At 65.1% G+C, this 15,433-nt stretch carries 11 protein-coding genes; 7 read left to right on the plus strand and 4 right to left on the minus strand.

From position 1 onward, the window contains the following. Positions 1 to 58: 58 nt before the first annotated feature. The 3 genes from AKL29_RS13735 to metC form a co-directional block, all read right to left on the minus strand. Positions 59 to 1,528, minus strand: coding sequence for a type II and III secretion system protein family protein (locus AKL29_RS13735; RefSeq protein ID WP_028331909.1), 1,470 nt, complete (start codon positions 1,526 to 1,528; stop codon positions 59 to 61). A 13-nt stretch (positions 1,529 to 1,541) separates the two neighbouring features. Next, entirely contained in the window at positions 1,542 to 2,342 is an 801-nt protein-coding gene (cpaB, locus tag AKL29_RS13740) for a Flp pilus assembly protein CpaB (protein WP_050384548.1), read from the minus strand. Between the two features lie 281 nt (positions 2,343 to 2,623). Beyond that, complete coding sequence (gene metC, locus AKL29_RS13745; protein ID WP_050384549.1) at positions 2,624 to 3,820, minus strand: cystathionine beta-lyase; 1,197 nt, start codon at positions 3,818 to 3,820, stop codon at positions 2,624 to 2,626. Between the two features lie 323 nt (positions 3,821 to 4,143). Between metC and AKL29_RS13750 the strand changes: the two genes are divergently transcribed. The 4 genes from AKL29_RS13750 to AKL29_RS13765 are packed head-to-tail and all read left to right on the plus strand — an operon-like array spanning position 4,144 to position 8,655. Beyond that, on the plus strand, positions 4,144 to 5,160 hold the full coding sequence (locus tag AKL29_RS13750; RefSeq protein ID WP_028331912.1) for an amino acid ABC transporter substrate-binding protein: 1,017 nt from the start codon (positions 4,144 to 4,146) through the stop codon (positions 5,158 to 5,160). A 23-nt stretch (positions 5,161 to 5,183) separates the two neighbouring features. After that, a complete protein-coding gene (locus AKL29_RS13755; protein ID WP_050384550.1) occupies positions 5,184 to 6,389 on the plus strand; it encodes an amino acid ABC transporter permease in 1,206 nt (401 codons plus the stop codon). Further along, positions 6,386 to 7,903 carry an amino acid ABC transporter permease gene (locus AKL29_RS13760; RefSeq protein WP_050384551.1) on the plus strand — a complete coding sequence of 506 codons (1,518 nt, stop codon included), beginning with the start codon at positions 6,386 to 6,388 and terminating at the stop codon, positions 7,901 to 7,903. The genes AKL29_RS13755 and AKL29_RS13760 overlap by 4 nt, the downstream gene beginning before the upstream one ends. An 11-nt stretch (positions 7,904 to 7,914) precedes the next feature. Continuing rightward, on the plus strand, positions 7,915 to 8,655 hold the full coding sequence (locus AKL29_RS13765) for an amino acid ABC transporter ATP-binding protein (protein WP_050384552.1): 741 nt from the start codon (positions 7,915 to 7,917) through the stop codon (positions 8,653 to 8,655). Between the two features lie 63 nt (positions 8,656 to 8,718). Here the strand turns inward: AKL29_RS13765 and AKL29_RS13770 are convergent, their stop codons facing one another. Beyond that, entirely contained in the window at positions 8,719 to 9,753 is a 1,035-nt protein-coding gene (locus AKL29_RS13770; protein ID WP_028331916.1) for a cysteine synthase A, read from the minus strand. Between the two features lie 614 nt (positions 9,754 to 10,367). On the opposite strand from AKL29_RS13770, the gene AKL29_RS13775 reads away from it, so the two are divergent. From AKL29_RS13775 to AKL29_RS13785, 3 genes are all read left to right on the plus strand, one after another. Beyond that, a complete protein-coding gene (locus tag AKL29_RS13775) occupies positions 10,368 to 11,837 on the plus strand; it encodes an efflux transporter outer membrane subunit (protein WP_050384553.1) in 1,470 nt (489 codons plus the stop codon). Continuing rightward, the gene (locus tag AKL29_RS13780; protein ID WP_028331918.1) at positions 11,827 to 13,272 is read left to right on the plus strand and encodes an efflux RND transporter periplasmic adaptor subunit; all 1,446 of its coding nucleotides are present in this window, start codon (positions 11,827 to 11,829) and stop codon (positions 13,270 to 13,272) included. The genes AKL29_RS13775 and AKL29_RS13780 overlap by 11 nt, the downstream gene beginning before the upstream one ends. Before the next feature lie 51 nt (positions 13,273 to 13,323). After that, a partial coding sequence (locus tag AKL29_RS13785) for an efflux RND transporter permease subunit (RefSeq protein WP_244482018.1) occupies positions 13,324 to 15,433 on the plus strand: 2,110 nt, incomplete at its 3' end.

Raw genomic sequence — 15,433 nt, forward strand, 5'->3', positions numbered from 1 at the left:
CGACCAGCTTGTGTGTTGCGTGTCATCATAGGATCCCCCAACCCTTCAGGTCCGCGCCTCAGTCGATGATGAAGCCGAAATTGACTGGCGTGGCGCCGATCGGCTCGCTGCGGGCGGCGACGCCGTAGATGCGATTGACGCGCGCCAGCAGGGCCGACTGCGCGTCGGACGCCGGGGCAAATCCGTCGTCGGGACGGGACAGCTCCTTCTGCGCCACGGCGCGCACCACGTAGGGCGTCACGATGACCATGAGCTCGGTCTCGTTGTTGACGAAGTCCTGGCTCCTGAAGAGCTGGCCGAGGATCGGGATCTGATCGACGCCGGGCATGCCGTTGATGGCCTGCTTGGTCTGCTCCTGGATCAAGCCGGCCATCGCGATCGAACCGCCGGAGGGCACCTCCAGCGTGGTATCGGCGCGGCGGGTCTTGATCGAGGGAATGGTCGTGCCGTTCTGGCCGCCGGTCAGGGCGTTTTCCATCGAGACTTCGGAGACCTCGGTCATCACCTTCAGGCTGATCCGTCCCTCGGTCAGCACCACCGGCGTGAAGTTGAGCGAGATGCCGAATTTCTTGAAGCTGACGGTCTGAACGCAATTGCCGATCGTGCCCGACGTCGTCGTCTGGCAGGTGACGCCGGTCGGAATCGGAAACTCGCCGCCCGAAATGAAGGTCGCCGACTCGCCGGAGATCGCGGTGAGGTTGGGCTCGGCCAGCGTCTTCACCACGCCCGCGCTCTCCATCGCGCGCAGCGTCGCGGTGACGGTCGGCACGCCGAGCTTGTTCAGGGCTGCGCCCGTCAGCCCGTTGTTGGGGGCGAGCGCACCGTTATTGGCGGTGAAGGCGTTGGCGTTGTTGAAGACCACCGCGGCGGTGCCGTAGTTCATATTGGCGCTGAGGTCGACGCCGAGCTGCTTGACGACGTCCCGGCGGACTTCGGCGACGGTGACTTTCAGCATCACCTGGTCGCGGCCGCGGACCACGATGGAATTGACGACCTTGTCGGCGCTGCCGACCAGTTTGGCGGCGATGTCGCCGGCCTGCTGGGCCTCGACCGGGCTTGCCACCGTGCCGGTCAGGACGACGCTGTCGCCGACGCCCTCGATCTGCACGCCGGGCAGCATCTGCTTCAGCGCGGCGCGCATGCCGTTGAGGTCGCGCTTGATCGCGATGTCGTAAGAGGCGACTTGGTTGCCGTCGGCGTCGAAGAACACCACGTTGGTCTGACCGACCGCCGCGCCGATGATATAGGCGCGCTGCGCCGAACGGATCACGGCGTTGGCGATCTTGGGATCGGCGACCAGAACGTCCTTGGCCTCGCGCGGCAGATCGACCACGACCGACTTGCCAACGCCGAGCGAGACGGAGCGCGTCTTGGCGGCGATGCTGCTGGTCACCGCCACATCCGCGTTCTTGTCGGGATCGGTCGCGCTGGCAAGGGCAGGGATCAGCATCAGCGCGGTGATCGCCGACAATGACAGCGCGCGGACCAGCGTGGTCGACGTCGCCAATTGTTTCGCACCCGTCGTCATATCGAAGCCCCCATCACTTCTGTGTCGTCAGAGAGCTCGGGATGCCGAAGCGCACCACCTTGATGCTCTCGCCCCGCTTCGGGGCATGGTCTCTGGTCTCGTCGGTCTGCTCGTTGACGTCGGCGATGCTGCGCAGCGCCAGCGCCAGCGTGCCGCTCTGCCGGGCGCGCGCCAGCGTCTCGGCCTGCTCGGGCTTGAGCTCGAGGGTCACGGTCTTGCCGACGAGGGAGTTGTTGCCGTCCTTCTCCTTCGGCGCCTGGTCGATCGCCAGCACGCGGACGTTGGACAGCAGGATTTCAGTGGTGACGATATCGCGGCCGCCTTGCTGATCGAGATTCTTGTCGCGACGCGACAGGATCACATCGACGCGATCGTTCGGCAGAATGAAGCCGCCGGCGCCGGTCTCCGGCGAGATTTCGGTGGAGATCGCGCGCATGCCGGAGGGCAGGATCGCGGCCATGAAGCCGCTTCCATTGGCCTTGACCAGCTTTTGCTCGCGGATCGGTTCGCCGACGATGAAGGGTGCGCGTGCGATCGAACCGATAACGTCGTTTATGGCGTTGGCGTTGGCGTCGTGACGGATGAACGCGCTGCTTGCAGTTTCAGCCGGCCAGCGCTGCCACTGGATGTCTTCGGCCTTGACCGATTGACCGAGCCCGATGTCGGACTTTGCGACCAGCACTTCGACGGTCGGCAGTTGCGCGACGGGCGGCGCGATCGGCGCCGGTTTGCGATCGCCGACGCTCGCGAGATACATGGCCGCGAGGCCTGCGACGCCGGCGATGCCGAGGACCACGATGCGTGCCGTTTTCATGCGATTGTCTGAATGCCCTTCACATAGGGCAATCGCGTCCTTGCGGCACTGACAGCCCTTCCCGAGGCATCACTACGGCCGCAAAAGTATAAGGGAACTTGATGGAAGGTCCGGACAATTAAGGGATTGGTGGGGATGGTGAACGGCGGGTTATCGGCGCGGTTGCATCTCCGCAGAATCCCGGAGATCGTGCGTGCTTAAGGCGTACGACGTTGGTCGCAACGCGGCGTCAGCGCCGGTGGAGCGTGGTTAATGTCGCCTAACGTGGCAGGGCGCGAGGATCAGAGCGCGGCCTTCAGCGCCGCAAATCCACGGTCGAGATCGGCCTTGAGGTCGTCGAGATTCTCGAGCCCGATATGCAGCCGCAGCGTCGGCCCGCCCGGCGACCATTTGGTCGCGGTGCGATAGTCGCTGCAGTCGAACGGGATGGCGAGGCTTTCGAATCCGCCCCAGGAAAAGCCCATGCCGAACAGGGTGAGCGCGTTCAGCATTGCATCGACCGCGGTCTGCGGCACCGGCTTCAGCACGATGCTGAACAGCCCGGAGGCGCCGGTGAAGTCGCGTTTCCAGATCGCGTGCCCGGGATCGGTGTCGAGGGCAGGGTGCAGCACGCGATCGACCTCGGGCCGCGCGCCGAGCCAGCGCGCGATCTCGAGCCCGGAGCGGTGGTGCTGCGCAAGCCGCACCGATAGCGTGCGAACCCCGCGCAGCGCGAGATAGACGTCGTCGGGGCCGGCGCAGACGCCGAGCAGGCGGATCGCCTCCTGAATCAACGGCCAGGCTTTCGCATTGGCTGCGATGGTGCCGAACATGATGTCGGAGTGGCCGCCGATATATTTGGTGCCGGCCTGCATGCTGATGTCGACGCCCTGTTCGAGCGAGCGGTGATAGAGCGGCGTCGCCCAGGTGTTGTCGTCGATCATGAGCGCGCCGCGGGCGTGCGCCACGGCCGATATCGCCCGCACGTCCGGCATCTCGAACGTCTGCGAGCCGGGCGCTTCGATCAGCACGGCGCGGGTGTTCGGCTTGAATAGCGTCTCGATGCCGGCGCCGATCAGCGGGTCGAAATAGCTGGTCTCGATGCCGTAGCGCTTGAGCATGTTGTCGCAGAAATTGCGGGTCGGCCGATAGGCATTGTCGCACACCAGAAGGTGATCGCCGGTTTTGAGCACGGCGAGCAGCGTGGTGCTGATCGACGCCAGTCCCGACGGGGCAAGGCCGACGCCAGCGCATTGCGGGCCTTCCAGCGCCATCAGCACGTCCTGCAGCGCCCGTGTGGTCGGGCTGCCGTGGCGGCCATAGGTAAATTCGGCGCGATGGGCGTGCAGGTCCTCCGCGGTCGGATAGAGCACGGTCGAGCCGTGAAACACCGGCGGATTGACAAAGCCCTTCTGGGCCTTGGTGTCGCGGCCGGCCGTGACCAGGCGGGTGGCGGCCTGTTGCGGGTGGGAGGGCGTGGAGCCGTCGGAGGAGGTCATGGAGCGCTGCCGTTGAACTTTAGACTTTTTGCCGCAGCCGTACCGCGAAGACGGGGCCGGGCCGGGAGGTGTTACTAACAAGAGGTAGAAGACATGCGTCAACCCCTTGACCCGGCTCGTCAGTCGCTATGTGATGCGGCGCAACTACCAGTCGCCGCACGTTGAGGGGCCTGCCGCGACCTACGATCCGTTGCCTGACCGGTCTGCAGGTCAAACTGCCGGTCAAATCGGCATTTTTGCTGCAAGGGATCATTGGGATGGCCCGTGAACGCGAGGCGATCACAATGCAAACGTCCACCGGACGACCCTGAAAGGCCCCGCCCATGAAACGCGTATCCCTGGCTGTCACCCTTGCCGCTGCCGCCGCCCTGTCGGTCCAGGCCGCCTCGGCCCAAACCCTCAAGACGGTCAAGGACCGAGGCCAGCTGTCCTGCGGCGTCAGCGGCGGCCTGCCGGGCTTCTCGTCGCCGGACGACAAGGGGAACTGGACCGGCATCGACGTCGACATCTGTCGTGGCATCGCGGCGGCGATCTTCGACGATCCGTCCAAGGTCAAGTTCGTGCCGCTGTCGGCCAAGGACCGCTTCACCGCGCTGCAGTCGGGCGAGATCGATGTGCTGTCGCGCAATACCACCTGGACGCTGTCGCGCGATACCTCGCTCGGCGCCAACTTCACCGGCGTGACCTATTATGACGGGCAGGGCTTCCTGGTGAAGAAGTCGCTCAAGGTGAACTCGGCGCTGGAGCTGAACAGCGCGTCGGTCTGCGTGCAGACCGGCACCACGACCGAGCAGAACCTCGCCGACTACTTCAAGGGCAACAACATGAAGTACGAGGTGATCGCGTTCGCCGGCGCCGACGAGACCGTGAAGGCCTACGAGACCGGCCGTTGCGACGTGTTCACCTCCGACGTGTCCCAGCTCTATGCGCAGCGGCTGAAGCTCGCCAACCCGGCCGACCACGTCGTGCTGCCCGAGATCATCTCCAAGGAGCCGCTCGGCCCGATGGTTCGCCATGGCGACGACCAGTGGTTCGACATCGTGAAGTGGGCGCTGTTCGCCCAGATCAATGCCGAGGAACTCGGCGTCACCCAGAAGAACGTCGACGAGATGGCCAAGTCGGACAAGCCCGACCTCAAGCGCGCGTTCGGCACCGACGGCAATCTCGGTGAGCAACTCGGCCTGACCAAGGACTGGTTCTCCCGCATCATCAAGGCCGTCGGCAATTACGGCGAGATGTACGACCGCAACGTCGGCGCCGGATCGAAGCTGCAGATCGCACGCGGGCTCAACAATCTCTGGAACAAGGGCGGCATCCAGTACGCGCCTCCGATCCGCTGATCGGTGACGAGGCGGCTGCGGCGATGACGACCGAGCCCCGAAAACCACCGCCGCAGTTCATCTTCCGCCTGAAGCGCGCGCTCGGCGGCCAGTCCGGCTGGACTGGCCTTGCCGTGCAGATCGTGTTCGCGGCGGTGTTGGCCTGGGTCGCCTATGAGATCGTGGCCAATGCCCGCGCCAACCTGGAGACGCAGCGCATTGCCTCCGGGTTCGGGTTTCTCAAAAACAATGCGGGCTTTGATGTCAGCCTGAACCTGATCCCGTATTCGGGGTCGGACACCTACACGCGGGTGTTCTTCGTCGGCCTGCTCAACACGCTGCTGGTTGCGGGCATTGGCATCGTCTTCGCCACCATCATTGGCTTCATCATTGCGCTGTGCCGGCTGTCGCCGAACTGGCTGCTGGCGCGGTTCGGCGAGATCTATGTCGAGATCGTCCGCAATCTGCCGCTGCTGTTCCAGCTGTTATTCTGGTACCTCGCGGTGCTCGCGGCGCTGCCGGGGCCGCGCCAGAGCATCTCGCTGTTCAACGCCTTCTTCCTCTCCAATCGCGGGCTGGTGATCCCGCGGCCGATCGGCGAGGCCGGGCTTGATCCGTTTCTGATCGCGCACGCGATCGCCATCGCAGGCGCGCTGGCGCTGCGCGGCTACGCAAGGCGGGCGCTGTTTCAACGCGGGCAGGCGATCCGGATCTGGCCCTATGTGCTCGGCCTGCTGACTGGTTTACCGCTGGTGACGATGCTGGTGTTCGGGCTGCCGGTGACCTTCGAGTTGCCGCAACTCAAGGGCTTCAACTTCGCCGGCGGCGCGCGGGTGATTCCGGAGCTGGTTGCGCTGGTGGTTGCGCTGTCGACCTATACGGCGGCCTTCATCGCCGAGATCGTCCGCGCCGGTATTCTGTCGGTCCATAAGGGACAGATGGAAGCCGGCTCGTCGCTCGGCCTGTCGCGCGGCACCACCTTGCGGCTGATCGTCGTGCCGCAGGCGATGCGCGTCATCGTTCCGCCGCTGACCAACCAGTACCTCAACCTGACCAAGAATTCGTCGCTGGCGGTCGCGATCGGCTATCCCGACCTGGTCTCGGTATTTGCCGGAACGACGCTGAGCCAGACCGGCCAGGCGATCGAGATCATCGCCATCACCATGGGCGTGTACCTCCTGATCTCGCTGGTCACCAGCGCGATCATGAGTGTCTATGGCTGGCGCATCAACCGGAGCCTTGGGGCATGACCGACGCCATCGCGTCATCCTTTGTCCGGCAGGACCTGGTGCCTGAGCGCCGGGCGCCGGTGAAGACCACCGGCCTCGTCGGTTTCATCCGCACGCGGCTGTTGAATTCGCCGACCAATATCCTGCTGACGGTCGTGGCGCTGGGGCTGCTCTGGTACACGATCGTTCCCGCGTTCAAGTTCCTGCTGGTCGATGCGGTCTGGAGCGGCAAGGACCGCAATGCATGCCTCGCCGAGACTGCCGGCCGTCAGGTCGGCGCCTGCTGGCCCTATATCCAGGCCAAGCTCACCCAGCTGATCTATGGCTTCTATCCGGAAGCCGAGCGCTGGCGCGTCAACCTGACCTTCGTCCTCGCGGCCGTCCTGTTGCTGCCACTCCTTATTCCGCGCCTGCCGGCGAAGGGCCTGAATGCGAGCCTGTTCTTCGCGTTCCCGGCGGTCGCCTTCTTCCTGCTGCGCGGCGGCGGACTAGCCGGTTTCGGCGTCAGCTGGGTCGCGAGCCTGTTGCAGCTGTTCGACGACAGCGTCGTCAATGCCGGTCAGGCGCTGGTCAATCTCAGCCGGAGTTCGGCGATCGGGCCGCTGCTGTGGGCGGTCGGCAACATCATCGTGCTCGTCGGCAGCCTGATCGGCTGGCTGATCTTTCCCGTGACCTGGCTGCGCGAGCAGCTTCAGATGTCGAGCCAGCCGCTGTGGTTCGACTTCCTGCTGACCACGGCGATCGTCTCGCCGATCCTGTTTTTCCTCGGCGGCGGCATGCGAACCGGACAACGCGCGCTGCTCGGGAGCCTGGCGAGCTTTGCCGGCATCGCGATCGTGATCAAGCTGATGGGGCTCGACCGCGGCGGACTGCCCATCGTCGACACCAGGCTGTGGGGCGGCCTCCTGGTGACGCTGGTGGTGTCTGTCACCGGCATCGTCACCTCGATGCCGATCGGGATCGCGCTGGCGCTGGGCCGCCGCTCGACCATTCCGCTGATCCGGATATTCTCGATCGCCTTCATCGAGTTCTGGCGTGGCGTGCCGCTGATCACGGTGCTGTTCTTCGCTACCTACATGCTGCCGCTGTTCCTGCCGGGCAACTTCAACGTCGACGGGCTGGTCCGTGCGCTGATCGGCATTGCGCTGTTTGCCGGCGCCTACCAGGCCGAGGTGGTGCGCGGCGGCCTTGCCGCAATCCCGCGCGGGCAGGGCGAGGCGGCGAGCGCGCTCGGCCTGTCCTGGTGGAAGACCGCGTCGCTGATCGTGATGCCGCAGGCGCTGCGCCACGTCATTCCGGGGCTCGTCAACAGCTTCATCGCGCTGTTCAAGGACACCTCGCTGGTCTCGATCGTCGCGCTGTTCGACCTCTTGGGGTCGTTGCATGCGACGTTCTCCGATCCGACCTGGTCGACGCCGACTACGGCCTTTACCGGCTTCGCCTTCGCTGGAATGATCTATTTCGTGTTCTGCTTTGGAATGTCGCGCTACTCGCTGTTCGTCGAAAACCGGCTCAACGCTCACCGCCGCCACTGAACAAGGTCACCATGTCCACAACCCCGATCGTCAGCATTTCCGCTCTCAACAAATGGTACGGCGACTTCCATGTGCTGCGCGACATCAACCTGGAGGTCGGCAAGGGCGAGCGCATCGTGATCTGCGGCCCGTCCGGTTCGGGCAAGTCGACCCTGATCCGCTGCATCAACGCGCTGGAGGAATTCCAGGAGGGCGAGATCGTGGTCGACGGCATCGACCTCGGCCCGAACCTTCGCCGTGTCGACGAAGTCCGCCGCGAGGTCGGCATGGTGTTCCAGAGCTTCAACCTGTTCCCGCATCTCACCGTGCTCGACAATTGCACGCTGGCGCCGATCTGGGTGCGCAACATCCCGAAGAAGGATGCCGAGGCCACCGCGATGAAGTTCCTCGAGCGGGTCAAGATCCCGCATCAGGCCAACAAGTTTCCCGGCCAGATGTCGGGCGGTCAGCAGCAGCGCGTTGCGATCGCCCGCGCGCTGACCATGAACCCGAAGGTGATGCTGTTCGACGAGCCGACCTCGGCGCTCGACCCGGAGATGGTCAAGGAGGTGCTCGACACCATGGTCGATCTTGCCAAGGAGGGCATGACTATGCTGGTCGTGACCCACGAAATGGGCTTTGCCCGCGAGGTCGCCAACCGCGTCGTCTTCATGGACGCGGGCCAGATCATCGAATCGAACACGCCGCAGGAATTCTTCGCCAACCCGCAGCACGCGCGGTCGAAGCTGTTCCTAAGTCAAATCCTGAGATGAGCGAGTAGGGAGTAGCGAATCGAGCTTCTCGCTATTCGCTACTCACCATTGGCTATTGGCTTCCTAGACCAGCGGCAGCTCGATCTTGCTGCGCTTTTCCAGCCATTCCGGGACCGGCAGGTTCTTCGAGCGCATGAAGGCCGGGTTGAACAGCTTGGACTGATAGCGGTTGCCGGAGTCGCAGAGGATGGTGACGATGGTCTTGCCGCGGCCGAGCTGCTTGGCGAGCTGGATCGCGCCTGCGATGTTAACGCCGGTCGAGCCGCCGAGGCACAGGCCTTCGTGCTCCAAAAGCTCATAGATGATGGTCACGGCTTCCTCATCGGAGATCAGGAACGCGGTGTCGACCTTCGCAGTCTCGACCACCGGCGTGACGCGTCCGAGCCCGATGCCTTCCGTGATCGAATCGCCCGGCGTTGATTTGACCTGCCCATTCTTGAACAGTTCATACATCCCGAAGCCGTGCGGATCGGCGCAGGCGGTGACGATGGCCGGGTTCTTTTCCTTCAGGTAGCGGCTGACGCCGGCAAGCGTGCCGCCGGTGCCGACCGAGCAGATGAAGCCGTCGACCTTGCCGTCGGTCTGCTGCCAGATTTCCGGTCCGGTCGAGTCGTAATGCGCCTTGGGATTGTCGAGATTGTTCCACTGGTCGGCGAACAGCACGCCGTTCGGTTCGGTCTTGCGCAGTTGCTCGGCGAGCCGCCTGCCGAGATGCTGGTAGTTGTTCGGATTGGCGAAGGGCAGCGCCGGCGCCTCGACCAGCTCGGCGCCGCACAGCCGCAGCATGTCCTTCTTTTCCTGGCTCTGCGTCTCCGGAATGACGATCAGGGTGCGGTAGCCGCGCGCACTCGCCACGACAGCAAGCCCGATCCCGGTATTGCCCGCGGTCGACTCGACCACGAGCCCGCCGGGCTTCAGCGTGCCGCGCCTCTCGGCCTCCAGGATCATCCATTTGCCGGCGCGATCCTTCACCGACTGGCCCGGATTCATGAATTCGGCCTTGCCGAGAATGGTGCAGCCGGTCAGTTCGGACGCGCGTTTCAGCTTGATGAGCGGGGTGTTGCCGATCGCTTCGATGACGTCTTTGTTGAATATCATGTCGGGGAATTTCTTTGCCGGGCTGTGTCTTGCTTGGCGAACCTAGTGTGCTGATCGAAAAAGGGAAGGGCTTTTGCACTGCGGCAAAAGACCGGTTCAACACGCTTGACCTCGCACGCGCGGATGTCACGGGCGTGGGGAGAACGCAGTTTTGCGGCGGTCGGGTCGGCCAGTAGAATCATCCTGTGGTCGGCGGTTTCGCACGAGTTGCGCGCTCTCGGCCAATCAAGACCTGACGGCGCAGTGGGCGGTGGCGCGAGTCTGGCGTCGCGCCGGCACATCTTGCGGATTCAATGCAACAGGAGCCGAGAAATCCCCATGAAATCTTTGTAAGAATCGTGACTTCCGGCACGGGGCCGAAATGCGCGGAAATGCCGTAAAAAATAGGGAAAAGTCGGCATTCAAGGTAGCCACGAATCGCTTGCGATGCGACGCCGCGCAATCGTGACGGGGCTGTCCGCCCCATTGTCCCAAGGGTAGAATGGGACAGGCAGGTTCCATTTGAAGCATACCCCCGTGAACGTCACCCAGACCATCGCTGAACGCGGCATTCGTGCGCCACGGGCGAAGTCTGGCTTCGGCGGAGAACGGGTGTGACCCAGCCCGTGTCCGTGATGGTGCCTGGAGGCCGGTTCGGCCTCGCCGTCCGCGCGCGCCGGCTCGCGGCACGCTCGCTTGTTGCGCTCGGCCTGGTCGCCGGCTCTGCCGGCTGCATTCTGACCCAGGACATCCCGGATTCCGCGCTCGACGTGCCTCAGGGCTACAAGGCCGCGCGTCTCGGCCGGCCGGGCGACGCGCTTCCGACGCTCGATTGGTGGCGGGGCTTCCGCTCCAAGGAGCTGACGCAGCTGATGGAGGAGGCGCAGACCGTCAACCTCGACATCGCAGCTGCGGTTGCACGCTTCCGCCAGGCCGACGCGCTGGCGCGGCAGGCCGGCGCGGCGCTGCTGCCGACCCTCAACCTCAACGGATCGGAAACCTACTCGCGCACCTCCGGCTCCAGCGCCAGCGGCCTCACCAACGGCGGGCGCGAGGTGGTGAACTACAACGCCTCGCTGAGCGCCAGCTATCAGCTCGACTTCTGGGGCCAGAACCGCGACGCCGCGCAGGCGGCGGAGGAGACCGCCGTTGCCAACCGGTTCGACCGTGAGGTGGTGGCGCTGACCACGCTGGCGAGCGTCGCCAATGCTTATTTCACCGTGCTGGCGACGCAGGACCGCCTGCGCACCGCGCAGCGCAACATCGCCAGCGCCGAGCGCATCCTCAATGCGATCAAGGAGCGCTTCAAGGCCGGCACCGGCTCCGATCTCGACGTCGCGCAGCAGGAGAGCGTGCTCGCCAACCAGCGCGCGCTGGTGCCGCCGCTGCGGCAGACGCTCGACCAGAGTATCAACGCGCTGGCGGTGCTGGTGTCGCGGCCGCCGGAAAGCGTGCGCGTCTCCGGCGGCTCGCTCAACGCCGTTGCGATCCCGCGCGTCACGCCGGGCCTGCCGTCTGAATTGCTGACCCAGCGTCCCGATATCCGCCGGCAGGAGGCACAGCTTGCATCCGCCACCGCCAATGTCGGCAGCGCGCGGGCGCAGTTCTTCCCGAGCATCCAGCTGACCGGAACGGGCGGCTACCAGAGCCAGGCGCTGGTCTCGCTGTTCCAGCCGCATGCCGCCTTCTTCAACCTGGTCGGCAGCATGACCCAGCCGATCTTCGACGGCGGCCGGATCCTCGGCAATTTCGAATACACCAAGGCCAGGCAGGACGAGTTGCTGCAGACCTACCGCAAGACGGTGGTGCAGTCGTTCACCGACGTCGACAATGCGCTGGTCGCGATCCGCGAGACCACGCGCCGGCTGCAGCTGCAGCGCGACGTGCTGTCGTCGTCGCGGCGCGCCTTCGACCTCGCCGAGCAGCAGCTCAAGGCCGGCACCGCCGATATCGTAACTGTGCTAAACACGCAGCTGACCCTGTTCCAGGCGGAAGATGCCTATTCGCAGGCCCAACTGGCCCGGCTATCGGCGATCGTGAGCCTATATCAGGCATTAGGGGGCGGCTGGGAACCGAAGATGGAAAGACCGGTCGATGCTCTTTAAGCCCGACTCGACGGACGAGGAGAAAAGCAAGGCGCCGCGCAAGCGGAGCCTCCTCTCGCGCCTGCTTGGGCGCATGGTGTCCTTGCTCGTCACGCTCGTGATCCTGGGCGGCCTCGGCTATCTCGGCTGGCTCGCCTTCCAGCCCAAGCAAAATGGCGGCGGCGGGCGTGGTGCAGGCGCGCGGCCCGATCTGCCGGTGCCGGTGCTCGCGGCGACGCCGCATGTGCAGGACGTGCCGGTTTACCTCGACGGCGTAGGCTCGGTGAGGGCGCTCAACACGGTCATCGTGCGCTCGCAGGTCGATGGCAAGCTGCTCAAGGTGAATTTCGTCGAAGGCCAGGACGTCAAGAAGGGCGACGTGCTGGGCGAGATTGATCCTGCGATCTATCAGGCGCAGTACGACCAGGCGGTGGCCACGAAGGCCAAGGACGAAGCGCTGCTCGCCAACCAAAAAATCGATCTCGCCCGCTATGAGCAACTCGCCGCCACCAATGCTGGCTCCAAGCAGCAGGCCGACACGCAGCGTGCGCTGGTCGCGCAGCAGGAGGCCATCATCAAGGCTGATCAGGCCCAGATCGACAATGCACGCGCCACGCTCGGCTACACCAAGATCGTCGCGCCGATCACAGGTCGCGCCGGCCTGCGTCAGGTCGACCAGGGCAACATCATCCACGCCTCCGACACCACCGGGCTCGTGATCCTGACCCAGCTGCAGCCGATCGCGGTGTGGTTCAGCCTGCCGCAGCAGCAGATCATGCGGGTCAACGCCGCAGCCGCGAAGGGCCAGCTTGCGGTGGACGTGTTCGGCAATGACGGCGTCACCGTGATCGATACCGGCAAGCTGACCGGCATCGACAACCAGGTCGATCCGACCACCGGCACGCTGAAGCTGAAGGCCGAATTGCCCAACGCCAGCTACCAGCTCTGGCCGGGCCAGTTCGTCAATGTGCGGCTCAAGGTCGAGACCCTGCCGCAGGCGATCGTGGTGCCGACCTCGGCGGTGCAGCGCGGTCCGGCCGGCACCTTCAGCTACGTGATCGGCGAGGGCGACATCGTCACCGCCAAGCCGGTCACGGTCACCCAGCAGAACGAGCATGAAGCCGTCATCGCCAGCGGCCTGACCACGTCGGACCGCGTCGTGACAACCGGCTTTGCCAATCTCGCCGATGGCGCGAAGGTCGTGGTCGGCAAGGACGACGGGCCGCCGGCCGCCGATCTCGCGCCGCGCAAGCGCAGCCGCAATCCTGACGGCAAGCGCGGGGCGCAAGGCGAAGGTCAAGGCAAGGACGGTAAGAAAGACTGGCAGGGCAAGGACGGCGAGCATCGCGGCCGGCACGAGCACAGCGAAGGCGATCAGAAGGGGCAGTCCGGACCGGCGCCCGCGCCGGCAGCAGGGGGCGAACAGTCGGGCGGCGCGCCGAAGGCGCAGCCATGACCGGCATCCTGACTTCGTAATGTCCGATCATCTAACAGCGAGCACGCAGCCATGAGCGTCTCCGAACCGTTCATCCGCCGGCCGATCGCCACCTCGCTGCTCGGCATCGCGCTGATGATCGGCGGCGCGCTCGGCTACTGGGCGCTGCCGGTCTCGGCGCTGCCGCAGGTCGACTTCCCGACCGTGCAGGTGACGACGCAATTGCCCGGCGCGAGCCCCGACGTGGTGGCCTCGCTGATCACGGCGCCGCTGGAGCGGCAGCTCGGGCAGATCCCGTCACTGTCGTCAATGAACTCGACGAGCTCGTTCGGCGTCAGCCAGATATCGCTGCAGTTCGACCTCAACCGCGACATTGATGGCGCCACGCAGGATGTGCAGGCCGCGATCAACGCTGCCGCCGGCATTTTGCCGAAGGCGCTGCCGTATCCGCCTGTCTACGCCAAGGTGAACCCGGCGGACGCGCCGGTGATGACGCTGGCGCTGACCTCGGACACGATCTCGCTGCGGGCGATGAGCGATCTCGCCGACACCATCCTGGGCCAACGGCTGAGCCAGATTTCCGGCGTCGGCCGGGTCTCGATCCTCGGCGGATTGAAGCCGGCGGTGCGCGTCCAGGCCGATCTGGCCCGGCTCGCGGCCTATGGCATCGCGATGGAGGATCTGCGCAACGCGATCGCCGGCGCCAACGTGTCGGGGCCGAAGGGTTCGCTCGACGGCGCCCAGCAATCCTACACCATCGCCGCCAACGACCAGATCGCCGCCGCCGACGCCTACCGGCCGATCATCATCGCCTATCGCAACGGCTCGCCGGTCACGATCGGCGACGTCGCCCAGATCGTCGACGGGCTGGAGAACGACCGCACCGGCGGCTGGTATCAGGGCACGCCGGCAGTCATCATCGATATCCAGCGTCAGCCTGGCGCCAACGTCATCGACGTCGTCAAGCAGATCCGCGGCGAAATCCCGCGGCTGCAGCGGTCGGTCCCGGCCGGCGTCAAGTTGACCATCGTCTCCGACCGCACCGTGACGATCCGCGCCTCGGTCCGCGACGTGCAGTTCACGCTGATCCTGAGCGTGGTGCTGGTGACCCTGGTGGTGCTCTTGTTCCTGCGGTCGCTGCGCGCGACCCTGATTGCCGGCGTCGCGCTGCCGCTGTCGCTGATCACGAGCTTCGGTGTCATGTATTTCGCCGGCTTCAGCCTCGACAATCTGTCGCTGATGGCGCTGACCATCGGAACCGGGTTTGTGGTCGACGACGCCATCGTCATGATCGAGAACATCGTCCGCCACATAGAAGACGGCGAGACGGTGATGGAGGCCTCGCTGAAGGGGGCCAGCGAGATCGGCTTCACCGTGATCTCGCTGACGGTGTCGCTCATCGCGGTGTTCATCCCGCTGCTGTTCATGTCCGGCCTGGTTGGCCGCATGTTCCGCGAATTCGCGCTCACCCTGACGATCGCGGTCGTGACCTCGGCGATCGTCTCGCTGACGCTGACGCCGATGATGTGCTCGCGGCTGCTCAAGAACATCCATGAGGAGATGGCGGTCCCGGGCCTCGCCGCGGTCAGCCGCTTCATCGACCGCATGGTGGAGTTCTACCATCGGACGCTGCTCTGGGTGCTGCGGCGCCAGCGCGCGACGCTGCTGGTGACGTTCGCGACCATCGCGCTGACGCTGATCATGTATGTGCTGGCACCGAAGGGTTTTCTGCCGCTGCAGGACACCTCGTCGATCACGGCGGTGACCGAGGCCGGGCCCGACGTCTCGTTCGCCGAGATGCAGCGGCGGCAGAGCGCGGTCTCAAACATCATCAAGGCCGATCCTGATGTGGTTGGCGTTGTCTCGGTGATCGGCTCGGGCTCGGTCAATCCGACCACCAATGTCGGCCGTCTGGTAATGACGCTGAAGCCGCTCGACCAGCGGCGCGAGGGCGTCGTCAAGGTGATCGAGCGGCTGAAGGAGAAGATCGCGACGGTGCCCGGCATGACGGTGTACTTTCAGCCGGTGCAGGACGTGCAGATCTCGACCCAGTCCAGCCGCTCGCAATACCAGTACACGCTGACCGCGACCGACGCCGCCGAGGTCTCGCAATGGGCGCAAAGGCTCGTCGCCGAGATGCGGCGCGACCCGATCTTCCGCGATGTCTCCTCGGAGGCGCAGG

The organism is Bradyrhizobium pachyrhizi (assembly GCF_001189245.1).
Classification (GTDB): Bacteria; Pseudomonadota; Alphaproteobacteria; order Rhizobiales; family Xanthobacteraceae; genus Bradyrhizobium; species Bradyrhizobium pachyrhizi.